General features: G+C 72.1%; 22 protein-coding genes and 1 pseudogene. All 23 read right to left on the bottom strand.

Going from position 1 to position 24,428, the window contains the following annotated elements:
• Window positions 1-66: 66 nt before the first annotated feature.
• The 23 genes and pseudogenes from PSH03_RS25695 to mraZ all read right to left on the bottom strand — a co-directional run bounded on the left by PSH03_RS25695 (window position 67) and on the right by mraZ (window position 24,266).
• The gene (locus PSH03_RS25695; protein ID WP_238690636.1) at window positions 67-1,098 is read right to left on the bottom strand and encodes a hypothetical protein; all 1,032 of its coding nucleotides are present in this window, start codon (window positions 1,096-1,098) and stop codon (window positions 67-69) included.
• Window positions 1,099-1,140: 42 nt separating this feature from the next.
• The gene (locus tag PSH03_RS25690) at window positions 1,141-2,085 is read right to left on the bottom strand and encodes an RluA family pseudouridine synthase (RefSeq protein ID WP_210786203.1); all 945 of its coding nucleotides are present in this window, start codon (window positions 2,083-2,085) and stop codon (window positions 1,141-1,143) included.
• Window positions 2,082-2,699, bottom strand: a complete 618-nt coding sequence (gene lspA / locus PSH03_RS25685) for a signal peptidase II (protein ID WP_238690635.1) — start codon at window positions 2,697-2,699, stop codon at window positions 2,082-2,084. Before lspA ends, PSH03_RS25690 begins: the two co-directional genes overlap by 4 nt.
• Before the next feature lie 64 nt (window positions 2,700-2,763).
• Window positions 2,764-3,183, bottom strand: a complete 420-nt coding sequence (locus PSH03_RS25680; protein ID WP_091407724.1) for a TraR/DksA family transcriptional regulator — start codon at window positions 3,181-3,183, stop codon at window positions 2,764-2,766.
• A gap of 225 nt (window positions 3,184-3,408) precedes the next feature.
• The gene (locus PSH03_RS25675) at window positions 3,409-4,908 is read right to left on the bottom strand and encodes a potassium/proton antiporter (RefSeq protein WP_210786205.1); all 1,500 of its coding nucleotides are present in this window, start codon (window positions 4,906-4,908) and stop codon (window positions 3,409-3,411) included.
• A gap of 22 nt (window positions 4,909-4,930) precedes the next feature.
• On the bottom strand, window positions 4,931-5,236 hold the full coding sequence (locus PSH03_RS25670) for a DUF167 domain-containing protein (protein ID WP_112582742.1): 306 nt from the start codon (window positions 5,234-5,236) through the stop codon (window positions 4,931-4,933).
• A gap of 10 nt (window positions 5,237-5,246) precedes the next feature.
• Window positions 5,247-5,996, bottom strand: coding sequence for a hypothetical protein (locus PSH03_RS25665; RefSeq protein ID WP_238690634.1), 750 nt, complete (start codon window positions 5,994-5,996; stop codon window positions 5,247-5,249).
• 80 nt (window positions 5,997-6,076) lie between these two features.
• Window positions 6,077-6,889, bottom strand: a complete 813-nt coding sequence (locus tag PSH03_RS25660; RefSeq protein WP_238690633.1) for a DivIVA domain-containing protein — start codon at window positions 6,887-6,889, stop codon at window positions 6,077-6,079.
• 44 nt (window positions 6,890-6,933) lie between these two features.
• The gene (locus tag PSH03_RS25655) at window positions 6,934-7,239 is read right to left on the bottom strand and encodes a YggT family protein (RefSeq protein ID WP_030334503.1); all 306 of its coding nucleotides are present in this window, start codon (window positions 7,237-7,239) and stop codon (window positions 6,934-6,936) included.
• Window positions 7,240-7,269: 30 nt separating this feature from the next.
• Window positions 7,270-7,962 carry a cell division protein SepF gene (locus PSH03_RS25650; protein ID WP_210786207.1) on the bottom strand — a complete coding sequence of 231 codons (693 nt, stop codon included), beginning with the start codon at window positions 7,960-7,962 and terminating at the stop codon, window positions 7,270-7,272.
• A gap of 192 nt (window positions 7,963-8,154) precedes the next feature.
• Window positions 8,155-8,898, bottom strand: coding sequence for a YggS family pyridoxal phosphate-dependent enzyme (locus PSH03_RS25645; protein WP_238690632.1), 744 nt, complete (start codon window positions 8,896-8,898; stop codon window positions 8,155-8,157).
• A gap of 9 nt (window positions 8,899-8,907) precedes the next feature.
• Window positions 8,908-10,023: a cell division protein FtsZ gene (gene ftsZ / locus PSH03_RS25640; RefSeq protein WP_210786209.1), complete on the bottom strand. Its 1,116-nt coding sequence runs from the start codon at window positions 10,021-10,023 to the stop codon at window positions 8,908-8,910.
• Window positions 10,024-10,268: 245 nt separating this feature from the next.
• Window positions 10,269-11,087 carry a cell division protein FtsQ/DivIB gene (locus PSH03_RS25635; protein WP_238690631.1) on the bottom strand — a complete coding sequence of 273 codons (819 nt, stop codon included), beginning with the start codon at window positions 11,085-11,087 and terminating at the stop codon, window positions 10,269-10,271.
• Window positions 11,084-12,649 (bottom strand): UDP-N-acetylmuramate--L-alanine ligase, encoded by a 1,566-nt coding sequence (gene murC / locus PSH03_RS25630; protein ID WP_238690630.1) that lies wholly within the window; start codon window positions 12,647-12,649, stop codon window positions 11,084-11,086. Before murC ends, PSH03_RS25635 begins: the two co-directional genes overlap by 4 nt.
• Entirely contained in the window at window positions 12,646-13,752 is a 1,107-nt protein-coding gene (murG, locus tag PSH03_RS25625) for an undecaprenyldiphospho-muramoylpentapeptide beta-N-acetylglucosaminyltransferase (RefSeq protein WP_210785710.1), read from the bottom strand. Before murG ends, murC begins: the two co-directional genes overlap by 4 nt.
• A complete protein-coding gene (locus PSH03_RS25620; protein ID WP_238690696.1) occupies window positions 13,752-15,206 on the bottom strand; it encodes an FtsW/RodA/SpoVE family cell cycle protein in 1,455 nt (484 codons plus the stop codon). The genes murG and PSH03_RS25620 overlap by 1 nt, the downstream gene beginning before the upstream one ends.
• A gap of 374 nt (window positions 15,207-15,580) precedes the next feature.
• Window positions 15,581-16,705: a phospho-N-acetylmuramoyl-pentapeptide-transferase gene (mraY, locus tag PSH03_RS25615; protein WP_030334519.1), complete on the bottom strand. Its 1,125-nt coding sequence runs from the start codon at window positions 16,703-16,705 to the stop codon at window positions 15,581-15,583.
• Window positions 16,702-18,099, bottom strand: coding sequence for a UDP-N-acetylmuramoyl-tripeptide--D-alanyl-D-alanine ligase (locus PSH03_RS25610; RefSeq protein WP_238690629.1), 1,398 nt, complete (start codon window positions 18,097-18,099; stop codon window positions 16,702-16,704). Before PSH03_RS25610 ends, mraY begins: the two co-directional genes overlap by 4 nt.
• Window positions 18,096-19,658: a UDP-N-acetylmuramoyl-L-alanyl-D-glutamate--2,6-diaminopimelate ligase gene (locus PSH03_RS25605; protein ID WP_238690628.1), complete on the bottom strand. Its 1,563-nt coding sequence runs from the start codon at window positions 19,656-19,658 to the stop codon at window positions 18,096-18,098. The genes PSH03_RS25610 and PSH03_RS25605 overlap by 4 nt, the downstream gene beginning before the upstream one ends.
• A gap of 52 nt (window positions 19,659-19,710) precedes the next feature.
• Window positions 19,711-21,918, bottom strand: a complete 2,208-nt coding sequence (locus PSH03_RS25600) for a peptidoglycan D,D-transpeptidase FtsI family protein (RefSeq protein ID WP_238690627.1) — start codon at window positions 21,916-21,918, stop codon at window positions 19,711-19,713.
• 3 nt (window positions 21,919-21,921) lie between these two features.
• Window positions 21,922-22,527, bottom strand: a complete 606-nt coding sequence (gene ftsL / locus PSH03_RS25595) for a cell division protein FtsL (RefSeq protein ID WP_210785713.1) — start codon at window positions 22,525-22,527, stop codon at window positions 21,922-21,924.
• A 63-nt stretch (window positions 22,528-22,590) separates the two neighbouring features.
• Window positions 22,591-23,628 (bottom strand): annotated as a pseudogene (rsmH, locus tag PSH03_RS25590) (16S rRNA (cytosine(1402)-N(4))-methyltransferase RsmH); the annotation flags it as partial.
• 206 nt (window positions 23,629-23,834) lie between these two features.
• Window positions 23,835-24,266 carry a division/cell wall cluster transcriptional repressor MraZ gene (mraZ, locus tag PSH03_RS25585; RefSeq protein WP_030488958.1) on the bottom strand — a complete coding sequence of 144 codons (432 nt, stop codon included), beginning with the start codon at window positions 24,264-24,266 and terminating at the stop codon, window positions 23,835-23,837.
• Between the last annotated feature and the right edge of the window lie 162 nt (window positions 24,267-24,428).

Genomic DNA, 24,428 nt, shown 5'->3' with positions numbered 1-24,428 from the left:
GTCTGACAGGCTACGAACCCAACCCTATTCGGACCACACCTCAGAGCGCACACCAGCCGGCGCAGATCACGACGACGGCGATGGCGGCGACGGCTCGACGAAGGTGGTGTCCGGCGAGGTGGTGACACTCGGCGGCGCCGACTCGGTGGGCTCCGGCTTCGACGGTTCCGGTGACGGAATCGTCACGACTGGTGCGGGTTCCGACGATTCGCCCACGGGGGCCGACGACGCCGGTGCGCTGATCATCGGCGCCGGCCGCTCGGACTGGGTCGGTGCCGGGCTCGGCCCGGTGTCGGCCGGCGGGCGCACCACGTCACGCTGTTCGGGCAGCGGCGGCGTGAAGACCGTCCGGTCCAGCCGGTACACCTCGGGGGCGGGGTCGACCGCCCGTACATCCGGCCGGGTCGCGACACCGCGCAGCGCCACCGGCGTCGCGCGAACCACCGCCGCGTAGACGCAGGCGCAGCCGGTGCGGTACGCGGTCGCCTCGGCGGCGGCCACCTCGGCGCCGCTGGCGTACTGCTCCCGCAACTCCCGCTCGCCCGGCCCGTCGCCGTCGACCGCGGCGGCCCTGGCCCGATAGTCGGCGGCCTCGGTCTCCTTGCGGGCCGCCACCTGTTCCATCCCGGCGACCACGTCGTCCGGCACCCGCAGCGCGGGGATCTTGACGATCTCGGTCTGCCGGCCGGGCAGCGGAACCCGCCCGAAGACTGTCGAGACCCCGACGTCGCCGAGCACCGTCGCCAGCCGCTGCGGAGGCAGGTACGCGTCGAGCGTGACCAGCGCGTACGTTCCGCCCTCGGGGGCCGGGGCGGACCCGGGCAGCGCGGCCAGGTCGGCCGCGGCGGACCGCAGGTAGCCGGGGACGGAGTCGCCGTCGGCAACGCCGACCCGGGTCACCTCGCCGACCGTCCGGTCGCCGACCGGAGTGTCGTCGACGGCCCACACGGCGGTGCCCAACACCGCCGCCGCGGAGAGCACCGCGGCCCAACTGAGCACGCCGGAGCGCGCCGACCGGTCGCCCAGCCGGGCCACGGCCCGGGTCAGCGGCGGCAGCAACCGCTGGTCCAACTGCCGCAGCAGGTTGCCGGCGCGCACGGGCGGGATCCCCTCTGTGGAACGGTGTCGGGCGGTCGCCGCTCAGTCACGCAGGATCTGAAGCGCACGGTCCAGGTCGTCAGGGTAGTCGCTGACGAACCGGACCTCGTCCCCCGTTCGGGGGTGCAAAAAGCTCAGTTCGCGGGCGTGCAGCCACTGTCGGGACAGGCCGAGACGGGCCGAGAGGGTGGGATCGGCGCCGTAGGTGAGGTCACCCACACAGGGGTGCCGCAGGGTGGAGAAGTGCACCCGGATCTGGTGGGTCCGGCCGGTCTCCAGCCGGACGTCGACCAGACTCGCCGCCGGGAACGCCTCCAGGGTGTCGTAGTGGGTGATGCTCGGCTTGCCGCCGGACACCACCGCCCAGCGGTAGTCGTGGGTGGGGTGCCTGTCGATCGGCGCGTCGACGGTGCCCCGCAGCGGGTCCAGGTGACCCTGCACCACAGCGTGGTAGCCCTTGTCGACCTCGCGGTACTTGAAGGCCCGCTTCAACGCCGTGTACGCCTGCTCGCTCTTGGCCACCACCATGATCCCGGTGGTGCCCACATCGAGCCGGTGCACCACGCCCTGGCGCTCGGCGGCGCCACTGGTGGAGATGCGGTGCCCGATCGCGGCGAGCGCGCCGATCACCGTCGGCCCGGTCCACCCGGGGCTCGGGTGCGCGGCCACCCCGACCGGCTTGTCGACCACGACGATGTCGTCGTCGGCGTAGACGACCCGCAGGCCGGGCACCGCCTGCGGCACCACGGTCGGCGGTGCCACCGGGGCGGGCAGCGTGACGTCCAGCCAGGAGCCGGCCTTGACCTTGTGCGAATTGGGCCGGGCGGAACCGTCGACCAGCGCGTCCCCGGCGTCGACAAGGGCCGCGGCGGCGGTGCGGGAGAGCCCGAACAGTCGGGACACGGCCTGGTCCAGGCGCATGCCGTCGAGGCCGTCGGGAACCGGAAGGGAACGGTGGTCGCCGCCAGCGGCGAACGCGGAGGTCATGCCCGCTCCCGCTGCTCGGCGCCCGGCGCGGCGGCGTCCGTCGTGGCCGGGTCGCCGTCGCGCCCCGCCCGCCGGCCGTCACGCTGGCGGCCGGTCAGCTCCAACAGGACGGCCAGCAGCACGCCGCAGACCAGCGAACTGTCGGCCAGGTTGAACACCGGCCAGACCTGACCGTACGGGTCAAAGAGGCTGATCATGTCGACGACGTGCCCGTGGAACGGGGACGGCGCCCGGAAGATCCGGTCGACGAGGTTGCCCAACGCGCCACCGAGCACCAGGCCGAGCGAGACCGCCCAGGGCAGCGAGCGCAGCCGCAACGCCATCCAGACGATCCAGCCGACCACACCGATGGTGATCAGTGGGAAGACCCAGGTGTGGTCCGCGCCGATGCTCCAGGCCGCGCCGCTGTTGCGGGTCAGGCTCAGGTAGACGAACCCGCCGAGCAGCCGGACCGGCTCCCGGTCGGTCAGCGCGGCCAGCGCGAGGTGCTTGGTGACCAGGTCGGCCAACAGGGCCACCAGGGCGACTCCGGCGAGAATCGCGACGGCCCGGGGCCGGCGGCTGCCGCGGCCCGGATCGGTGCGGCCGGGTTCGGCGGACGGTACTGCGGTCATGCGCTCCCCATCGACAGTCTTGGCGGTGATCGCTCACCGTCTCATCGCCGCCGGGGAACGGACCTCAGCGCCGCTCCTCCAGCTGCTTGCACGTCACACACAGGGTGGCCGACGGGAAGGCGGCGAGGCGCTCGACCGGGATCGGGTTGCCGCACCGCTCGCACCAGCCGTAACCACCCTCGTCGAGGCGCTCCAGAGCGCGCTCCACCTGCGTGATCCGTTCCAGAATGCTGTTGGCGAGAGAGATCTCCTGCTCCCGCTCGAGCGTCTTGGTGCCCGTGTCGGCCTGGTCGTCCCCGGCCGAGTCGGTCAGCCGATCGCGCTGCAGCTCGGTGATCTCACTCAGCGTCTGATCGTACTCGGCACGAAGCTCGTCCCGCCGCGCCGCCAGCGCCGCCCGGATCTTCTCGGTCTCCGCCGTGCTGCGGGTGGCCTTCGCCACCGGCTTGCGCCCGGCGGTCCTGGTGTCGGATGGCTTCGCCATGGGTCGCTCCCTCGGCCGGGGAACCGCGCGGTCCGCGGCGCCTGGTCAGGGGGCGCCGAGCAGGGCGTCCCCTATGTACGAAAAGGGGCGCACGGCGACGATCGCCGCGCACTCCGGAGGTTGGCAAGAATACGGAACGTACAGGCGTCCGACAACGTGCCGCACCGTCGCACCGTCTAACAGCCCCTAGCCCTGCCTAACTGGGGCAAAGGGAACGCTAGCAGATCAACTGGGCACCTCATCCCCGTACTCACCAAACCATCGGGCCAGACGACCCCGCCGACTGACCGCCCGCAACCGCCGTTCCGCCGCGTCCCGCACCCCTGCGGTCGCCACGATCAGCAGACTGTCGCCGGTCTTGAACCGGGTTTCCGGGGCGGGCACGAAACCCACGCCGTCGCGCAGCACCAGGGTCACCGACGCGCCCAACGGAAGCCGCAGCTCGTCGACGTGCACGCCGGCCAGTCGTGAGCCCGGTGGCACCTCCACCTGGAGCAGATCCGCCCGCATTCGCTCCAGCGGCGCGGTCTCCACGTGGATCTCGGCGGCCTCGGCCGGCGCGGTCACCCGCAACCGACGGGCGAACGACCCCAGCGTCCCGGTCTGCACCAACGTGAAGATCACCACCAGCACGAAGACCACGTCGAAGAGCCGCTCCGCGCCGGGCACCCGCTCGGAGAGCGGAATGGTGGCCAGCACGATCGGCACCGCCCCACGCAGCCCGGCCCAGGACAGGAACGCCTGTTCTCGAAGGCCGACCCGGAACGGCAACGCCGAGACGGCCACCGACAACGGCCGGGCCAGGAGCACCAGGGCCAGCCCGGCGACCACAGCGGGCAGCACCGCCGCGTCCAGCCGGCCCGGCGAGGCCAGCAACCCGAGCAGCACGAACAACCCGATCTGGGCGAGCCAGGCCAGCCCGTCCGCGAAACCGAGGATCGCCTGCCGGTGCGACAGGCGGGCATTGCCCAGCAACACCCCGGCCACATAGACGGCGAGGAAGCCCGAGGCGTGCAGAACGGCCCCCGCGGCGTACGCCAGCACGGTGATGCCCACCGCGGCGATCGGGTAGAGCCCGGCCGAGGGCAGCGCCGCTCGGCGCAGCGCCCAGGTGCCGGCGACGCCAGCGGCGACGCCCACCGCCGCGCCGACGCCCAGCTCGTAACAGACCAGCGCGACCTCGTACCACCACGGGTGCGCAAAGCCCTGGTGGGACAGCAGCACCACCAGCAGCACCACCGGGGCGTCGTTCATCCCCGACTCTGCCTCCAGTGTCGCCACCAGCCGGGGCGGCAACCGCAGTCGGCGCAGGGTTGCGAAGACGGCCGCCGCGTCGGTGGACGAGAGCACCGCGCCGTAGAGCAGCGCCAACCGCCAGTCCAGCCCCAGCAGCAGGTGCACGGCCACGCCGACCACCACGATGCTGACGATCACGCCGACCGTGGAGAGCGCGGAGGCCAGCCCGAGCACCGGGCGCAGCGTGGTCCACCGGGCGGTGAGGCCACCCTCCGCGATGATCACGATCAGCGCGCAGAAGCCGAGGGTCCGGGTCAGCTCGACGTCGTCGAAACGGATGCCCAGCCCGTTCTCGCCGATCGCCACGCCCAGAGCCAGGTAGACCAGGAGGCTGGGCACACCGAGCCGGGTGGAGAGTCGCACCGCGCCGACAGCTACCAGCAGCACGGCCGCACCGAGCAGCAGCGCGATGTCCAACCCGGGCGTCACGGCTGCCTTGCCTGGGCTGTCCTCACTCGGCGGATCCGTCGCGCAGGCGGCGCAGCACCTCGGGCAACTCCGGGCCGGGCCGATCGACGAGGAAGAGCTTGTCCCGGCTGGCCGCGCCGGCACGCAGTGACACGGCGGCCGGTCGGACGCCCAACGCGCCGGCCAACGCCCGGCGGGCGGCCTCGGTGGCCCGACCGTCGACGGCCGGGTCGTGGACCGCGATAACGAGGGCGGGTCCGTGCGGGCCGTCGAAGCGGCCACCGACCCGGTCCCGGGAGGCGCCGGGCTTCACCCGTACCGCCACGGTGAGCGTGTCCTGCGCGGGCACCGGCGTCGCTTCAGATCGGCCGGGCGTCGGCGAGGAGAGCGGTCGCCGGCGCGCAGTGCGCGCACGGGGTGAAGCCGAGGTCCACGGCCTCGGCGACCGGCAACGTCTCGGGCTGCCAGCCGATCAGATGGGGGCAGCCGTCCAGGTGGTAACGGGGGCGGCCGTCGACGACCTCGACGGCGTCGAGCAGCCGGGCCACCCGGGCCGCCTCGGCGGCCGTGATCTGCTGGGCGGCCGGCTCGTCGACCGCCGCGACCGCCGGGTCGAACACGTCGTCGGTCGACGCCGCGAACGGCGACGCCGGGCTGACCGGCCGGGCCCGCGCGGGCGCCTCGTCCGCCGCACTCACCAACGGCGACGCGTCATCGACGTGCGGTGGGTCGACCGGCGACGCCTCGTCGACCGGCGGCGCATTGTCGACCGGCGGCTCGGGTGGTTGCCGCCACCCGGTGCCGCCGGTACCAAACGTCGTGGGCACGTGCTGGACGGGCACCTCCGGCTCGACCAGCGGCGGCCCGTACGCGACACCCGGTGTGGCCTGGCTGGCCGTGCGGGGCGCGTCGGGGTGCCGCCGGTCGGTCCGGTCGGAATCCGCCGTGGCGCGGTTGGCGGCTGCCTGGCGGGCGCCCACCACCAACGCCACGGCGGCCAGCAGACTGGCCGCGATGGAGATGACCAACAAGAAGCTGGAGCCACCGGCCAGACCGAGCACCAGTAGCACCACCGCGACGAGGATGAGCAGAAGACTTGCGACTATCACGGCTCACCCCCGCCGCGTCGAACCGTCCGGGCCGGACCGGCGACCGTCACCATTGGCGGACAGCGATCGCCGGCCGGTGCTCAGCGTCCGGCTTCGAGGGCGCCGGAGCGCCCGCCGCCGCCGCCGTACGAACCAGCGAGACCCGCTGCGGCCAGCCCGTTGCCGCCAGCGACCCGGCCGGCTTCGGAGCGGGTCATCTCGGCCTCGAGGCCCTGGCCACGACCGTCGAGGTCACGCAGCTGGCTCTCCAGGTACGCCTTGAGCCGGGTGCGGTACTCGCGCTCGAACTGCTTGAGCTCCTCGATGTGCTTCTGCAGCGCCGTGCGCTTGGCGTCCAGGCCGCCCATGGCCTCCTGGTGCCGCTGGCGGGCGTCCCGCTCAAGGGCGTCAGCCTTGGCGCGCGCCTCCCGGGTCACCTCCTCGGCCTTGCTGCGAGCCTCGGACAACAGCTGGTCGGCCTCGCGGCGAGCGTCGGACACGTGGTCGTCGGCGGTGCGCTGGGCCATCATCAGCACGCGCAGGGCCTGCTGCTCACCGTCACCGGTGACGCCGCCGGCCGGACCGCCGGTCGCGCGGACCTGCTCCAGCTCGGCCTGCATCGCGCGGGCAGCCTGCTCGGCCGCCGACTTGTCGCGCTGCACCCGGTCCAGTTGGGCCTTGACATCGTTGAGCTCCGCCGCCAGTCGGGCGTCGCCGCCGGGGCCGGCGGGGGCACCGCCACGGCCGCCGCGCTCCACCTGGGCGCGCAGCTCGTTGTTCTCCTCGATGAGACGGGCGAGCTCGCGCTCGACCTCATCGAGGAAGGCGTCGACCTCCTCCTCGTCATACCCCCGTTTGCCGATCGGCGGCTTTTTGAAGGCGACGTTGTGGACGTCGGCCGGGGTCAGCGGCATCGAAACTCCTCGGGTCAGTTGCGGCCGCGAAAGCGCGTCGGTCATCAGGCAGATGCCCTGATCGACGGCCCTAACACGAACTCCATCAGCACGAACAGGATAACCAGGAGCACAAGGGAGGCCAGGTCGATGCTCACGGTACCAATTCGCAGCGGAGGGATCACACGCCTCAACGCGTTGAGAGGGGGATCAGTGACGCTCCACACGGATTCCAATCCTGCCGATGCTCCACGCCCCGGTTGCCAGCGACGGCCGTACTGCAGGACGGCGCTCAACACGAACCGGGACAGAAGAAGGAGCAGGAAGACATAAAGGATCAGGTACAACACTTGCAGTAAGATCGACAACACGGTCAGCGACGTCCCTCGGGTCGGGCGGGATCAACTCAGACTGAAAAAGCCGCCCTCAGCGATCTTGGCTTTGTCCTCTGCGGTGACCTGGACGTTAGCCGGTGAGAGCAGGAACACCCGATTGGTCACGCGCTCGATCGTACCGCGCAGGCCGAACGCCAGCCCGGCGGCGAAGTCAACCAGACGGCGGGCATCGGCCTCATCCATCTCGGTGAGATTGATGATCACCGGGACACCGTCACGGAAGTGCTCACCGATGGTGCGCGCCTCCCGGTAGGTGGTGGGGTGCAGCGTGGTGATCTGGTAACGCTGCTCCTCCTCGGGCAGGGCCCGCTCGCGCGACGTGACCTGCGGCGCGAGGGCCAGGTTGTCCCGAGTGTGGTAGGTCAGCGCACCGGAGGTCTCGCCCGCCGACGACCGGGTGATCGACCGGACGCTGGACCGCTCGATCCGCTCCGGCCGCTCACCGTCACCGCGCTCGGAGTCGCTCAACCGCCCGCTCGACCGCTCGGAGAGTCGACCCCGCCCACTGTCGCGCGGCCGGGGAGCCGGCGGCTCCTCGGCGTCGTCCTCGTCGTCGTCGGCGAACTCCTCGGCGTACCGGCTCTGCCGGTAACGCGAGTCGCGGTAGCCACCCTTTTCGTAGCCACCGTCGTCGTAGGCCCGCTCGTCGTCTTCTTCGACCAGACCGAGCCAGACCCCCGCCTTGCGCAGTGCACCCATCCCGCGCCCTTCCGTCCGCCGTGCGGCACGCGCCCCCGTGCCATGTCGCCCGTCGCGAGTGGACAACCATGCCCATCGGACCGGAACGGCAATCCCCCCGGCGCGCGATTCGCGTCGCGCACCACGACCCCCGACTAGGAGACGCCCGCCCCTGAAACAACACTGATGTAATTTGCTTGTCTCGCGGTCAGGCTACCGCAGCGTGGGACGCATTCCGAGCAACGCGCTACCGACGCGGACATGTGTCGCGCCGTAACGGATCGCGATTTCGAAATCTCCGCTCATACCGGCGGACAGCGCGGTGGCTCCCGGATGGACAGCCCGAAACGCGTCGGCGACCTCCGCGAGCCGGGCGAACGCCCGCTCGGGCTCCCACCCCAGCGGGGCGACCGCCATGAGACCGACCAGACGCATCCCCGGCGCGTCGGCCACCGCCTCGGCGACCGGCTCCAGACCGGCGCCCGGATCCGCCGAGCCGGGCAGGGCTCCGCCCCGGGAGGCGTCGCCGTCGATGCTCACCTGGACCAGCGCGTCGAGCGGTTCCGGCCGGTCGGCGGTCGCGCTGGCCAACGCCCGGGCCAGCCGGACACTGTCGACGGAGTGCACCACGTCGGCGTAGCGGACCACCGAGCGGGCCTTGTTGCGCTGCAACTGGCCGATGAAGTGCCAGCGGGGACGCACCCCGGCGGCAGCCACCTCGGCGGCCTTGCCGGCCGCCTCCTGGTCGCGGTTCTCCCCCATGTCGGTCACCCCGAGCCCGGCCAGCGCCAACACGTCGCTGGCCGGGTAGGTCTTCGTCACCGCGATCATGGTCACCTCGGCGGGGTTCCGGCCGGCCTGCGCGCAGGCGTCGTCGACCCGGGACCGAACCTGGGCCAGACCGGCCGCTAGTTCGGCGTGCCGATCTGGTCGTACCGTGGCTGAGCTGTCGGTCATCGGCGGAGCTCAGGACCCGTTCTTGAGGAAGTCGGGAACGTCCACGTCGTCGAAGAGCACCCGACGCGGCGACTGGGCCGGAGCCGGGTTGGTGGCCGGCGCCGGCGCCGGGGTGCTCTGCGGTGCCGGCTGGTTGGTGTTGGACTTGCGGGTCGGCTCGGCCGCCTTGTACGCGGGCGTGCCGCCGTCGAAGCCCGCCGCGATGACAGTCACCCGCACCTCGTCACCGAGCGCGTCGTCGATGACCGCGCCGAAGATGATGTTGGCGTCCGGGTGGGCCGCGTCGGTGACCAGCTGGGCGGCGTCATTGATCTCGAACAGGCCCAGGTCGGAGCCGCCGGCGATGGAGAGCAGCACGCCCCGCGCGCCGTCCATGCTCTGCTCCAGCAGCGGGCTGGAGATGGCCGCCTCGGCCGCCTCGACCGCGCGGTTCTCGCCGCGGGCGCTGCCGATGCCCATCAACGCGCTGCCGGCGCCGCTCATCACGCTCTTGACGTCGGCGAAGTCCAGGTTGATCAGACCCGGGGTGGTGATCAGGTCGGTGATGCCCTGCACACCCGAGAGCAGCACCTGGTCGGCCGTGCGGAACGCGTCCATCATGCTGATGTTGCGGTCGCCCAGGGCCAGCAGCCGGTCGTTCGGGATGACGATAAGCGTGTCGCACTGGTTGCGGAGCTCGTCTATCCCCGTCTCGGCCTGCACCTGGCGGCGCTTGCCCTCGAAGGAGAACGGCCGGGTCACCACGCCGATGGTCAGTGCGCCGAGCTTGCGGGCGATGTTGGCCACCACTGGCGCGCCGCCGGTGCCGGTGCCGCCGCCCTCGCCGCAGGTCACGAAGACCATGTCGGCGCCCTTGAGCACCTCCTCGATCTCGTCGCGGTGGTCCTCGGCGGCGTTCTTCCCGACGTCCGGGTTGGCCCCGGCCCCCAGGCCACGGGTCAGCTCCCGGCCGACGTCGAGCTTGACGTCGGCGTCGCTCATCAGCAGCGCCTGCGCATCGGTGTTGATCGCGATGAACTCGACGCCCTTGAGCCCAACCTCGATCATCCGGTTGACGGCGTTGACGCCGCCACCCCCGATGCCGACGACCTTGATGACCGCCAGGTAGTTGTGCGGAGGTGTCATCTCCGGTCCTTTCCTTCGAGATTGGCTTCGGCCGACCGGTTACGGCGTGGCCAGACCAGCGGCCGACGACAGCTGTCACCAACGAGGATCAGGGGTAAACCCTAACCCTCTACTAGAGGCTTACAGTTATGTCAACCACTGAAGCTCTTCGAGGCAACGTAAGCGCCACCGCGCGATGAGCCAAGGACCCGGGCGGCGTGTCGCCGCGCGGAGCGCCACGGGTCACGTCCCCGCACGCTCACCGGTCAACGAAAGGTCACCACATCCGGCGCGCTCACGTCGATCCGGTCGGTGTCCTCGTCGAGCAGCGCGGTCGCCACCCGAGCCTTGTCCGTACCCCGGGTCGCGTCGCCCCAGACCACCGTCCGGTCGCCGCGCAACCGCAGGCTGATCCGGGCCAGCCCCGCCACGTTCACGTCCACCAGCTCCGCGCGCAGCTGCGGCGTCAGCGCGACGAGCACCTCCAGCGCGGCCCGGGTGCCCGGGTCGTCGGCGGCCGGCCGGGCCACAGTCACCTGTGGCAGATCGGCGGGGCGTCGCTCCACCGTCCGGAACGCCACCCCGCTCCGATCGATCAGGGCGAACGCATCGCCCTGCGGCACCACCGCCACAGCAGTCCGCTCGGTCACCCGCACCACCAGCGCGCCGGGCCAGTCCCGGGAGACCGTGGCCCGCTCCACCGCCGGCAGCGCGCCGACCCGACGGGCGGCGGCGGTCAGGTCCACCCGGGCCAGCGGCACCCCGTCCGGCACCCCGACCGCGTCGTGCACCTGCACCGGCGTGACCAGGTCGGCGCCCTCCACGCGTACCTCCCGCACACCGAACAGCCCGGTGCCGAGCACCGTCCAGGCGACCAGCCCGGCCAGGGCGAGCACCCCGGCCGCCACCGCCCACGGCAGCGCCGCACGCATGCGACGCTGCCGGGCACGGGCCATGAACCGGCGGGTCGAGGGCGGTACCGCGTCGCGGCCCGCCCGGACCAACTGCCACCGCCGCGCCGGACCGCGGCGCGGTGCGCCACCGTCGGCGGCGCTGGTCCGCCCTCGGGCCGGGCCGGGACTCATCCGGCCGCGGGCGCCGAGCCGCCGGGCACGGCGGTGCCACCGAGAGCCGCGCCGTCGCCGCCGGACGTCGCCCCACCCGGCACCGGATCACCGATCGCCGGGGTGGTGGCCACCGGGTCGACGGTCGCGGTCGGCGCCGAGCCGCCGTTACGCTCACCCAGGGCGGCCAGCAGCTCGTCACCCATCAGCGAGATCGGCGGGGCACCCATGGTGACCACCACGTCCCCGGAGCGGGCGCGGCGGGCCACCTCGACCGGGGCCTGCTCCCACGACTCCACGAAGACCTTGCGGTCGGCAGGCAGATCCACCGCCGCGATCAATGCCGCCGAGCCCTCGCCGGGCTGACGCAACTCACCCGGCCCGAAGACCTCCAGGAGCACCACCTCGTCCGCGATGGCCAGCGCCTCGGCGATCTCCGCCTGGTTGTCGCGGGTGCGGTACAGCCGGTACGGCTGGAAGACGACGATCAGCCGGCCGTCCCCGGCGACCTCGCGCAACGTCTGGTTCGCCAACGTCATCGAGGTCGGGTGGTAGGCGTACTCGTCGTAGACCAGCACGCCGTCCGCGACACCCTTGCGCTCGAAGCGCCGTCGCACCCCGGGAAAGACCGCCAGCGCGGCCTCCGCCGCCTCCAGCGGCAGTTCCAGCAGGTACGCGGCCAGCACCGCGGCGGCGCTGTTCAGCCCCATGTGTCGCCCCGGCACCGGCAGCCGGAACTCGCCCAGCGACCGGCCGTCGATCGCGGCCAGGTAGCGCACCCCACGCGCCGAGGAGACCATCTCGGTCAATCGCAGGTCGGCGTCGGCGGCCTCGCCGTAGGTGAACACCCGTCGTCCCTCGGAGCGCAGGCTCTCGGCCAACCGCCGACCGCCCGGGTCGTCGGCGCAGGTGATGATGAACCCGTCCGGGTCGGTGAGGCGGGCGAACTCCACGAACGCCGCCTCCAGCGTCGCGTAGTCGCCGTAGGTGTTCAGGTGGTCCGCCTCGACGTTCGTGATGATCGAGACGTACGGGCGGTAGATGAGGAACGAGCGGTCGCTCTCGTCCGCCTCGACCACGAAGTGCTCGCCGGTGCCGTGGTGGGCGCCCGAGCCGACCTCGGAGATCTCCCCACCGATCACGAAGGACGGGTCCACACCGGCCTGCTGGAGCACCATCGTCACCATCGAGGTGGTGGTGGTCTTGCCGTGCGTGCCGGCGACGGCCACCGCCCGACGGCCGGTCATCGCCGCGGCGAGCGCCTCCGAGCGGTGCAGGACCCGCAGGCCACGCCGACGCGCCTCGACCAACTCCAGGTGGTCCTGGGGAATGGCCGACGAGTAGACGACAGTGTCCACGCCGTCGAGGTTGGTCACCTCGTGGCTGAGGTGGATGGTGCCGCCGAGCGCCCGCAGGCCGGCCAGCGAGGGCCACTCCCGCAGGTCGCTGCCGGAGACCCGGATGCCGCGGGTGAGCAGCAGCCGGGCCACGCCGAGCATGCCCACCCCGCCCACTCCGATCAGGTGCACGGCGCCCAGGTCCTCGGCGGTCAGCGTGCCGGCCGGGGTGAACTGCGCGGTCATCGGGCCACCGCCGCCAGCACGAAGGAACGCAGCGCCTCGTCGCCGTCACGCCGGCCGTACGAACCGGCGGCGGCACCCATGTTGTAGAGCCGCTGCGGGTCGCGGATGAGGGGGATGACGGTGCGCTCCAGCCAGTCCGGGGTGAGCTCCGCGTCGTCGACCAGCAGTCCACCGCCGGCCTCCACCACGGGCAGCGCGTTGCGCCGCTGCTCCTGGTTGCTGTGCGGGTACGGCACGTAGATCGTGGGCATCCCGATAGCGGCCACCTCGGCGACGGTCATCGCCCCGCCCCGGGCCAGCATCAGGTCGGCGGCGGCGTAGCCCAGCTCCATCTCGGACAGGTACGGCAGCGTCACGTACGGCACCGGCAGGTCGGTGGGGATCGGCACCGGCTCGTTGCGGGCGCCCATCACGTGCAGCACCTGCACGCCGTTGCGGGCCAGCTCCTTGGCCGCCCCGGAGACCGCCAGGTTGATCGAGCGGGCGCCGGACGAGCCGCCGGACACGAAGAGCACCGGCAGGTCCGGGCGGAGCCCGAAGTGGGCGCGGGCGGCGTTGCGCAGCGCGTACCGGTCCAGACCGGCGATGCTGCGGCGCAGCGGCACACCGACGACCGTGGCGTCCCGCAGCGACTCGGCCTGGCTCGGCTGGTTCGGGAAGCCGACGGCCACGTTCTTGGTGAACTTCATGCCCAGCTTGTTGGCCACGCCCGGTGGCACGTTCACCTCGTGGATCACCATGGGCAGTTCGCGGCGCCACGCGGCCAGGTAGGCCGGCACCGAGACGTACCCGCCGAAGCCGACGACCACGTCGGCGCGCACCTCGTCGATCACCTTGCCCGCGGCGCGCGCCGCGGTCCACATCCGGCCCGGTGTGCGGACCAGGTTCATGTTGACCGACCGGGGCAGCTGGTACGCCGGGATCTGCCGCAGGTCGTAGCCCTTCGGCGGGATCAGGTCGTTCTCCATGCCCCGTGGTGTGCCGAGGCAGGTGATCCGGACGCCCGGGTCGTGTCGGCGCAGGCAGTCGGCGAAGGCGAGCAGCGGGTAGACGTGCCCCCCGGTGCCACCTCCCGCGAGCACCACCGAACGCAGTGGACCCATCAGCGTCTCCTCTCGCTCGCCGCACCCTTGCGGCTGCGGTCCTGTCGGACCCCGCGCGGCGCGGCCTGATCGTCATGGCGCCGCTCGCGGGACCGGGGTACGGACCCTCGGCCAGCGGGCGGCGTCGCCGGTCGGCGGCGCCGGCCGGGAAGCGGCGGCAACGGGGCCCAGAGTAGTCGGACCCACCGGGCCGGCGGACGGGCATGCAGTGCTCTGGCCGCATCGGGTTCGGCGCGGGCGAAGGACGCCAGCATGCCGATGCCGGCCAACGTCACCACCAGGGCACTTCCGCCGTCGGAGATGAACGGCAACGGCAAGCCGGTGATCGGCAGCAGCCCCACCACCCCACCGATGTTGATCACGGCCTGGCTGACCAGCCAGGTGGTCACGGCGGTGGCGGCGAGGCGGCGGAACGGGTCGTCGACCCGCCGGGCGATCCGGAAACCGGTGTACGCGAGGACCGCGAAGAGGCTGAGCACCACGACGCACCCGATCACGCCCAGTTCCTCGGCGATGATCGCGAAGATGAAGTCGTTGTGCGCTTCGGGGAGCCAGTCCCACTTCAGGCTGCCCTTGCCCAGCCCGACACCGAACCAGCCGCCGTGCTCGATGGCCAGCCGCCCCTGGTAGAACTGGAGGCAGTCGTTGAGTTTGCAGGTCTCCGGGTCCGGCGGATTGAAGAACATGTCCAGCCGGGCGAGGCGGTAGTTGTCAGCGCCGCGCTCGCCGGAGCCGGCGCCCAGCGAGGCCACCGCCACGAGCAGACCGATCCCGATCAGACCGGCCGTGGCCAGGGCGCCGAAGACCCGCATCCGCACCCCGGCGGCCCAGAGCAGGCCCACGACCAGGGCCAGCAGACAGAGCATCGTGCCTGTGTCGTTGTAGCCGACCAGGACGAAGAGCAGACCGACCACCGGGAAGAGCGGGGTGGCCAGCTCACGCCACCAACCGAGCGCGGCGCCCTTGCGGGCGACGATGTGCGCACCCCAGAGCACCATCGCGAACTTGGCCAGCTCGGACGGTTGTAGCTGGATGCCGCCGACGAACAGCCAGTTCAGTCGCGCCTCGATCGGGCCGAACGCGGCCGACCGCTGATTGGTCAGCCGGGCGTAGGCGACCAGCAGGTTGAGCACCACCAGGAGGGCGATCGAGGTGAACAGCAGCGGCCGGCCCAGCGACCGGTAGGTGCTGGCCGGCAGGCGCTGGCAGACCCAGAACGCGCCGATGCCGATCACCGCGAAGATTGCCTGCTTGGTCACCGAGGCCGAGGCGTTGCCGTCCTCGGCGTAGTCCTTGACGCTGGTCGCCGAAAAGACCATTGTCAGCCCGATCAGCAGCAGCAGGCCGGCGCAGGACAGCAGCAGGTAGTAGGAGGTCAGCGGCCGGTCCAGCAGGCCGCGCAGCGCGGCGAGCCCGCCGGCCGCGTCGATACCGCGCAGCGGGGTCGACGCCACGGCCTCCGGCTCGCGTCCCGCCGGCCCAGGCTCCCGCGCCCCCGGCCCGGATTCGCGGGCCGCCGCGCCAGGCTCCGGGCCACGTGCCCCGGCGGCCAACTGCGTACGCCCCGACGCGCCCGGCGGCCGACGCGCCCGCCCGCCTGCCCTGCCCTCAGTGCCGATGTCCTCCCCCACCCCGACATCATCACCGCTGAACACGCCCCACCGCCCCACAACGCCCCACCGGGCGTGTCGAACCCGTCCCCACGCCGCCCTCCCGCGTCGATCTTGCACTTTCTGTGCCGGCAAAACACCCATGAAGGGACGTTCCGCCATCCGAAAGTGCAAGATCGACGGATGAGGGGGTGGGCGCGGGGCGCGGGCCCCGCGGATCAGGTCATGTTGGCGAGGAACTCGCTGTAGAACAGGCCCAGGGCGATGGCCACGCCGATGCCGGCGATGATCCAGAAACGCACCACGATGTTGACCTCGCTCCAGCCGGCCAACTCGAAGTGGTGCTGGAGCGGAGACATTCGGAACACCCGTTTACCGGTGGTCTTGAAGGAGATGATCTGGATCACCACGGACATCGTGATGATCACGAAGAGCCCGCCGATGATCGGCAGCAGCAGGATGGTGCGGGTGGACATCGCCATGCCGGCGATCAGACCGCCCAGCCCCAGTGCCCCGGTGTCGCCCATGAAGATCCGCGCCGGGGAGGTGTTCCACCAGAGGAAGCCCACACAGGCCCCGGCCGCCGCCCCGGCGATCAGCGCGATCTCCAACGGGTCGCGGACCTCGTAGCAGTACGGCTGGGTGTAGTTCGGGTCGGCGCACCAGTGGCGGTACTGCCAGAACGCGATCAGCGCGTACGCGGCGAGCACCATCACCGACGCGCCGGTGGCCAGACCGTCCAGGCCGTCGGTGAGGTTGACGCCGTTCGTCGCGGCCATCACCACGAAGATGAAGATGATCACCGCGCCGACCTTGCTGACCTCCAGGAAGTCGATGTCCCGGATGAAGCTCAGCGTGGTGCTGCCCACCGTCTCGGTGTTTGTCGCCAGGCCCGAACCGTTTGTCATCGTGCTCGGGAACCACAGCGCGATCACCCCGAAGACCGCACCGACCAGGATCTGGCCGAGCAACTTGCCGCGCTTGTTCAGCCCGGCGCTGTTGCGCTTGCGCACCTTGAGGAAGTCGTCGAGGAAACCCACAGCGCCGGAGAAGACCATCAGCCCCAGCAGCACCAGCGCGGTGATGGTCGGCTCCACCTGGGCGATCTGCTGGTCCGGCAGGGTGGTCAGGGCCAGGTGCCCGGCCACGTACGCGATCACCGTGGCCAGGATGAAGACCACGCCACCCATCGTGGGCGTGCCCTTCTTGCCCTGGTGCATGGCGGGGCCGTCGGACCGGATCGGCTGACCGGCCTTGAGCCGGGTGAACACCTTGATCGCGATCGGGGTGCAGAAGAGCGATACGAGGAAGGCCACCCCGATGGCGACGATGACCGCCCTCATCGGGTCGACTCCCCACCGGCGTCGGCGCGCAGGGCGTCGGCCACCTCCCAGGTCCGGTACCGGGAACCCTTGACCAGGACGACGTCACCCGGTCGTAGCTCGCTCCGCAGCACCTCGACGGCCGCCGCCTGATCGGTGAGCAGCACCGACTCTCCTCCCCAGTTCGCTACCGCTGTCGCGCCTTCGTGGATCGGCGCGGCCGGCTCACCCACCACGAGCAGCCGGTCGACACCCAGCTCGGCCGCGAGTCGGCCGACCTCGGCGTGGCCGTCGTACTCGAACGGGCCCAGCTCGGCCATGTAACCAAGCACCGCGACGGTACGCCGCCCCTGGCCCATGCTGGCCAGCGCCCGTACCGCTACCGCCATCGACGCAGGGTTGGCGTTGTACGAGTCGTCGATCACTGTCACCCCGTCGGGGCGGTCGAAGACGTCCATCCGTCGGGTCGAGACCAGCCCCAGCTCGCCGAGGGCCGTGGCCAGCTCGGTCAGCGGCATGCCCAGCTCCCGGGCGACCGCCGCCGCCGCGAGGGTGTTCCAGACCTGGTGGCGGCCGGCCAGCCGCAGCCGCACCGGCGCGCGCCCCTCCGGGGTGACCAGGGTGTACGACGGGTGACCCCGCTCGTCGAGCGTGACGTCCTCGGCGCGCACGTCGGCATCCGGTGCCTCGCCGTAGCGGACCACCCGGGCCTGCGTGCGGCTCGCCATCGCGTCCACCCGGGGATCGTCGGCGTTCAGCACGGCCAGCCCGTCCGGCGGCAGCGCCTCGACCAGCTCGCCCTTGGCCACGGCGATGGTGTCCTGCGAGCCGAACTCGCCGATGTGCGAGGTGCCGACGTTGAGCACCACGGAGATCCTTGGCGGCACCAGCTCGCACAGGTACCGCACGTGCCCGACCCCGCGCGCGCCCTTCTCCATCACCAGGTAGCGGGTGCCCGGGTCGGCCTGCAGCGCGGTGTACGGGTGCCCCAGCTCGTTGTTGAACGAGCCGGGCGGCGCCACAGTGGCCCCGAGTCGGGCGGTGAGCTGACCGATCAGGTCCTTCGTGGTGGTCTTGCCGGACGAGCCGGTCACGCCGATCACGGTCAGCCCGGTCAGCCGGTCCACCGCCGCGCGGGCCAGTCGGCCCATCGCGGTCAGGGCGTCGTCGACCAGCACCATCGGCACCCCGGGCACCTCTCGGCTGCCGAGCACCGCCACCGCGCCGGCCTGGATCGCCGTCGCCGCGTAGTCGTGCCCGTCGACCTTCTCCCCCGGGAAGGCCACGAAGAGCGAACCGGGCCCCACCTTGCGCGAGTCGAACTCCACCGATCCGGTGACGGTGGCGGCCGGGTCGGCGGCCACCAGCCGCCCGCCGACCGCCGCGGCCACCTCGGCCAGGCTCAGCGTGATCACCGCTGACCCGCCAGGTCCCCGAAGCGGGCCCGCAGCGCCTCGGCCAACTCGACGCTGTCGTCGAACGGGAGCACCTGGCCCGCCACCTCCTGGCCGCGCTCGTGGCCCTTGCCGAGCAGCGCGATCACGTCGCCCGGCTCGGCCAGCCGCACCGCCTCGTCGATCGCGGCACGGCGGCCCGCCACCTCGATGATCCGAGCGGCAGTGCCGGCCCGGTACGCCCCGGCCAGCACCTCGGCGCGAATCTCCCCCGGGTCCTCGGTGCGCGGGTTGTCGTCGGTCACCAGCACCACGTCGGCTCCCTCCGCCGCGGCGGCGCCCATCACCGGCCGCTTGCCCCGATCCCGGTCCCCGCCGGCGCCGATCACACAGATCAGTCGGCCGGCGCTGAACTCTCGCAGCGCGGCAAGCGCTGCCACTATCGCGTCAGACTTGTGGGCGTAGTCGACCACCCCGCGCACCGGCGCGGCCACGTCGACCAACTCCAGCCGGCCCGGGACGCCCCCGCAGGCGGCCACACCGGTCGCCGCGGTCACCGGGTCCACCCCGGCACCGACCAGTGCGGCGATGGCCAGCAGCGCGTTGGCCACGTTGTGCCGGCCGGGCAGCGCGACACCGGCGGACACCGCCACGCCGTTCGGGCCGTGCGCGGTGAACCGCTGCGCGTACCCCTCGCCGCCCACACCGTCGGCCCACCAGGTCGCGCCCTGCTCACCGGCCGCCGAGTAGGTGACAGTGCTCGGCTTGAGCAGCGGCTTCAACGCCGGGTCGTCGTGGTTGAGCACCTCGACCGCGCAGCGCCCGTCGAAGAGCTGGGCCTTCGCCGCGAAGTAGTCGTCGCTGTCGGCGTGGAAGTCCAGGTGGTCGGAGCCGAAGTTGGTGTAACCACCGACGGCGAACCGCACACCACCCACCCGGCCCATGGCCAGCGCGTGGCTGGAAACCTCCATGACCACGGCGGTGACCCCACGCTCGCGAGCGGTGGCCAACATGGCGTGCAGGTCGGTCGCCTCGGGAGTGGTGCGGACACTGTCGATCACCAGATCACCGAGCCGGGTCTCCACAGTCCCGACCAGCCCGGTGGTGTGCCCGGCGGCCCGCAGCCCCGACTCGATCAGGTACGCGGTGGACGTCTTGCCCGCGGTGCCGGTCACCCCGATCACTGTGAGGTCGGCGGTCGGGTCGCCGTACACGGCCGAGGCCAGCTCGCCGAGCACGGCGCGCGGGTCGGGCACCACCAGGGCGGGCAGGCCGGTTCCCGCCGCCAACTCCGCGCCGGCCCTGTCGGTCAGCAGCGCCACGGCACCCGCCTCGACGGCGGCGGCGGCGAACTCCGCGCCGTGCCGACGGGCACCGGGCAGCGCCGCGTACAGGTCGCCGGGGCGAACCTCCTGGCTGGCGTGGGTGACCCCGGAGACGACCACCGCGGCGGCGTCCGCCGGAAGGTCGACGGCGAGCCGGACGGCGAGATCACCGAGCCGGACTCCGGTCACGGTACGTGGACGTGGATTGCCGGGCACGGCGTCAGACCCTACCCGGTCGTCCGGTTCCGGCCGCACAGCCGCCCCGGTGGTTCGTCGGCACTCACCGATGATGTCCCGCCGTTGCTGCTCAGCGCGGATAGACCACGAACTTGGGCGCGGATCCGCCGGTGGAGGGCGGTACCCGGTAGTGACGCAGAGTGAACTGCATCATGTCCCGGAACGCCGGCCCGGCGATCGCCGCGCCCCCGCCGTTGGGCGCATACACGAACACCGCGATCACGTACCGGGGGTTCTCGGCGGGAGCCATCCCGATGAACGAGGACACCTCGCCGGGCTGCTTCTTGCCGTTCACCAGCCGCCAGCCGGTGCCGGTCTTGCCGGCGACCCGGTAACCGGGAACCGCGGCGGTGACGCCGGTGGCGCCGTCGACGGTGGTGACCGCCTCCAGCATGGTGCGCAGGGCCGCCGCGTTCTGCGGGCTGAGCACCGAGCGGGTCACCGGTGCCGGCGCGGGGGTGCGCTTGCCGTCCGGGCCGATCACCTCCTTGACGAGGTGCGGCTGCACGTACGTGCCGTTGTTGGCGATGGCGGCGTACGCGGCGGCCATCTGCAGTGGGGTGGCGTCGACGCTGTGCCCGATCGGCACCGACCCCTGCGAGGACTCGCTCCACTCGTCGGCCGGCAGCAGTCGACCGCTGGCCTCCCCGGGCATCCCCTCGCCGGTGGGCTTGCCCAGCCCGAACCGCTTCTGGTAGTCGATCAGCCGATCCGGACCGAGTTCGTCGGCGATGGTGATCGTGCCGACGTTCGACGAGAAGGCGAGCATCCCCGGCACGCTCATCCGCTTGCCGTTGGCCGGATGGGTGTCGGAGAACCAGGTGTCGCCCTTCTTGATGCTGTTGGCGATCGGCAGCGTGGTGTCCGGCGTGATCACTCCCTCCTGCAACGCTGCGCCGTAGGTGATCGCCTTGTGCACCGAGCCGGGGTCCACCACGAAGCTGGTCGCGGCGTCCTCCCGGGCGACCGGGTCGCTGGGCGTCGGCTTCGCCGCGTCGTAGGTGGGGTTGCTGGCCTGGGCCAGCACCGCGCCGGAGGGAATCTCGATGACCACGGCGGCACCGGTGCCGCCCGGCGCCTGGGCCATGCCCGCGCTGAGAATTTGCTGCGTCCGGAACTGCAGGTCACGGTTGAGGGTGAGGGCGAGCGAGCTGCCCGGCTTGGCGGGAGTGGTCCGGCTGTAGCCACCGGGAATGGGCGCGGCGAGGTCGCCGAGGCCGGCCTCGTACACCCGTTTGCCGTCCTGACCGGCGAGCACGTCGTCGTAGCGGGCCTCCAGCCCCTCCAATCCGACCATGTCCTGGCTGGTGAAGCCGATCAGGTTGGCCGCCAGGTCACCGCCGGGCACCTCGCGACGCTCGTCGCGGTGCACCCCGATGCCGGACAGCTCCAGCGCCTGCACGCGCTTGGCGGTCGAGATCTCCACTCCTCGCGCCAGGTACACGAATCGGGACGCCTTACCGTCCTCCAGCTTGCGGGGCTTCATCAGCTCCATCAGCTTCGACACCGGGATGCCGAGCAGCGGGGAGAGCGCCTTGGCGACGGCGGCCGAGTCCTCCACCTCGGTCGGATCGGCGTACACGTACCGCGCCTCGACACTGCGGGCCAGCGGCGCGCCGGTGCTGTCGTAGATCGCACCCCGCGGCGCCGGCAGCTCGACGGTGCGGAGCCGGTCGACGATGCCGCCCCCGGCGTACGCCGGAGCGTCGACAGTCTGGAGGAAGATCAGCCGGATCCCGATGGTGGCGAAGAGCGTCAGGGCGAGCACGGTGCCCAGCCGCAGCCGCAGTCGCGAGTCGGCAAGCTTCGGCGGGCGTCGTGGCTTGCGCGACGGCCGCCGGGCCGCCGGTCGGTCGGTGCGCCGCGGCGCGCGTGGCGTGGTCCGGCGGCGCGGCGGCGGCTCGTCCCCACCCGGGCCACCGGGGGTTCGCGGCGCGACGGTGCGCACCACCCCACCGCGTCCGGCCGCCGGAGCGTCGCGCCGGCCGGCCCGGGCGGCGGCCCGACCGCCGTCGAGCACCTGCAACGCCGGCCGGAACGGGTCACCGGACCGGGTGCTGCGCGGCGTACGCCGCTGCTCGGCGCCCTGACCGCGCGCCGGCGTGCCGTGCTCCTCGCGGACGGTCCGACCCCTCGGGGTGTACGCCCGGGCGCCGGAGATGCCCCCGATGCCCGGCTCGCCGGTGCGCGGCTCGCCGTCGGCGGGCCCGGCATCACGTGCAGAACCGCGCCGGGACCCCGTAGGGTCCCGGCGCGGCTCGTCCGACCTTGGTGGCACCGGTCAGCCTCCCGCACCCTGGCTGGTCACCGACGGCTGGCCGTTCGCCGGCTGCGGCACACCGATGGTCTTGCCGTCCGGCAGCCGGATGTAGCCCGGCTCGCCGGCGTCGACCAGGCCCAGCCGCTTCGCGTTGGCGGTCAGGTTGCCCGGCGCCTCGGCGTCGGCGATCTGCTTGTCCAGTTGCTGCTTCTCCAGGTCCAGTCGAGCCTGCTGCTGCTGCAACCGCTCCAGCCGGAACGCGTTCTCATTGATCTTGGTGTTGACCGCCAGGATGCCCAGCACCCCACCGACCACCAGCACCACGATCAGCGCCGCGAACGGCGCACGCGGCACCGAGATCGGCGGCGGCGGCGCCACCCGCAGCCGCGGCGGCCGGGCGCTGGTCGCGCTGGCGGCCTTCTCGACCGGTCGCAGCGCGGCCGTGCCCTGAGTCGGGAACTCGCGCGCCCCCCGGGCGCGAGTCTCCCCCTGCCGATTCGTTCGATCGATGCGTGGCGTACCGTTTCCGAGGCGCGGAGCCCGCTCCGCCGCGATCCGGCCCCCCGACCGCGGTGCGCGCTGCCCGCCGCCGGTGACGTCCCGGCGGTCGCGCTTGTCAATGCTCATGTCCCCTCCCCCTCAACATCCGTCCCTCTAGCCGTCCCGGTGCCCCTGACCCCCCACGGATCAGGCGGACCCCGTGCCCGGTTGGTGCATTCCCTTCACCCGTCGGCGAGACCGTTCGCGGTCGGTCCGCCCCTGCTCTGTCGCGTTCGGGTCGAGTCGCTCCGCGGCCCGCAGCCGCACCGAGGCGGCCCGCGGGTTCGCGGCGACCTCCGCCTCCCCCGGCAGTTCGGCGCCCCGGCTGAGCAGCCGGAACGTCGGACCGGACCCGGGAAGCTCGACCGGGAGGTCAATCGGGCCCTTACTGCGGACCCGGTCCGTGAGGGCCGCCTTGGTGAGCCGGTCCTCCAGCGAGTGGTAGGACAGGACCACCATGCGACCGCCCACGGTCAGTGCGTCGAGTGCGGATGGCAACGCTGTCTCCAGCGCTGCCAGCTCTCTGTTTACCTCGATCCGTAAAGCCTGAAACGTTCTCTTTGCCGGGTGCCCACCCGTTCGTCGGGCTGGTGCGGGAATGGAGTCCCGAACCAGCTCCGCCAGCAGCGCGGACGAGGTGATCCGGGCCCGCTCCCGCTGCCGGATGATCGCCGAGGCGATCCGACCGGCGAACTTCTCCTCGCCGTAGACCCGCAGCACCCGGGCCAGGTCCGGATGCGCGTACGTGTTGACCACCTCTTCGGCGGTCACCCCCCGGGTCTGGTCCATCCGCATGTCCAACGGCGCGTCCTGGGCGTACGCGAACCCTCGGTCGGGCGCGTCCAACTGCAACGACGAGACACCCAGGTCGAACAGGATGCCGTCGATGGCCGGATAGCCCAGCCGGTCCAGCACGTCCGGCAACTCGTCGTAGACGGCGTGCTCCAGGTGCACCCGATCGGCGAACCGGGCCAGCCGGACCCGCGCGTGAGCGAGCGCCTCGGTGTCCCGGTCGAGCCCGATCAGGACCGTCTCCGGATGCGCCTCGAGCACCGCCTCCGCATGCCCGGCGAGACCGAGCGTCGCGTCGACGTAGACCGTCCGGCCGCCTCGACCCAGCGCGGGGGCCAGCAGCTCGAGACACCGCTCGAGCAGCACCGGCACGTGCGTGCCGCGCAACTCCCCCATGATGACCCCCACTGGTTGAAACGTCCGTTCTTCTCGTGCGCCTGTCGTCGGACGGCGCTGCCGTCGTACCGCCAGATCCCCATCCGCTCCCGCCTGACACCGGACCGTCGCCCAATGACTGGATCGTGCGCCTGGCACCGGGGAAGTGATGCCAGGAACTCGAAAGCGGCTGGAGATCTCGCAGTACGTCGGGCGCCGTTACCGCCCTACAGACCGCCGGGCAGCACCCCCTCCTCGATGTCGGCGAAGTCGTCTTCGCTCTCGGCGAGGTAGGTCTCCCAGGCGACCTTGTCCCAGATCTCCACCCGCGTGCTCGCGCCGATCACCACCAACTCGCGGTCCAGTGCGGCATAGGCCCGCAGGTGAGCCGGAATGGTCACCCGACCCTGCTTGTCTGGAACCTCGTCGTGCGCGCTGGCGAAGAAGACCCGGCTGTAGGCCCGGGCCGCCTTGTGGGTCATCGGCTGTGCGCGCAACTGCTCCGCGATCCGCTGGAACTCAGGGGTCGGGAAGACGTAGAGGCAGCGCTCCTGCCCTTTGGTGACCACGACACCCCCCGCCAGCTCATCCCGGAACTTGGCCGGAAGGATCAACCGGCCCTTTTCGTCCAGGCGCGGAGTGTGGGTGCCGAGAAACATCGGCCCAACCCCCTCGCCCCTGAGCGGCGTTCGCGGCGCCGCTGACCCCCCGGGCCGGTGAGCCCTCCCGGCCTCACCATTGGTCCCCACTCTACTCCACTTCCCTCCACCCGCAACCAAATTCGCCCGCGTGGCGCGCCTGACCCGGCGACAAAACCGCAC

Origin of the sequence: Micromonospora salmantinae (genome assembly GCF_022230905.1) — a bacterium.
GTDB classification, from domain to species: Bacteria; Actinomycetota; Actinomycetes; order Mycobacteriales; family Micromonosporaceae; genus Micromonospora; species Micromonospora salmantinae.
This window is presented reverse-complemented; position numbering and strand designations above follow the sequence as displayed.

What these genes read in the sequence shown, in the direction of transcription:
- PSH03_RS25690 (WP_210786203.1), bottom strand. Translation starts at nt 2,085, where the DNA reads ATGACCTCCGCGTTCGCCGCTGGCGGCGACCACCGTTCCCTTCCGGTT.
- lspA (WP_238690635.1), bottom strand. Translation starts at nt 2,699, where the DNA reads ATGACCGCAGTACCGTCCGCCGAACCCGGCCGCACCGATCCGGGCCGC.
- PSH03_RS25680 (WP_091407724.1), bottom strand. Translation starts at nt 3,183, where the DNA reads ATGGCGAAGCCATCCGACACCAGGACCGCCGGGCGCAAGCCGGTGGCG.
- PSH03_RS25660 (WP_238690633.1), bottom strand. Translation starts at nt 6,889, where the DNA reads ATGCCGCTGACCCCGGCCGACGTCCACAACGTCGCCTTCAAAAAGCCG.
- PSH03_RS25650 (WP_210786207.1), bottom strand. Translation starts at nt 7,962, where the DNA reads ATGGGTGCACTGCGCAAGGCGGGGGTCTGGCTCGGTCTGGTCGAAGAA.
- PSH03_RS25645 (WP_238690632.1), bottom strand. Translation starts at nt 8,898, where the DNA reads ATGACCGACAGCTCAGCCACGGTACGACCAGATCGGCACGCCGAACTA.
- ftsZ (WP_210786209.1), bottom strand. Translation starts at nt 10,023, where the DNA reads ATGACACCTCCGCACAACTACCTGGCGGTCATCAAGGTCGTCGGCATC.
- PSH03_RS25635 (WP_238690631.1), bottom strand. Translation starts at nt 11,087, where the DNA reads ATGAGTCCCGGCCCGGCCCGAGGGCGGACCAGCGCCGCCGACGGTGGC.
- murC (WP_238690630.1), bottom strand. Translation starts at nt 12,649, where the DNA reads ATGACCGCGCAGTTCACCCCGGCCGGCACGCTGACCGCCGAGGACCTG.
- murG (WP_210785710.1), bottom strand. Translation starts at nt 13,752, where the DNA reads ATGGGTCCACTGCGTTCGGTGGTGCTCGCGGGAGGTGGCACCGGGGGG.
- mraY (WP_030334519.1), bottom strand. Translation starts at nt 16,705, where the DNA reads ATGAGGGCGGTCATCGTCGCCATCGGGGTGGCCTTCCTCGTATCGCTC.
- ftsL (WP_210785713.1), bottom strand. Translation starts at nt 22,527, where the DNA reads ATGAGCATTGACAAGCGCGACCGCCGGGACGTCACCGGCGGCGGGCAG.
- mraZ (WP_030488958.1), bottom strand. Translation starts at nt 24,266, where the DNA reads ATGTTTCTCGGCACCCACACTCCGCGCCTGGACGAAAAGGGCCGGTTG.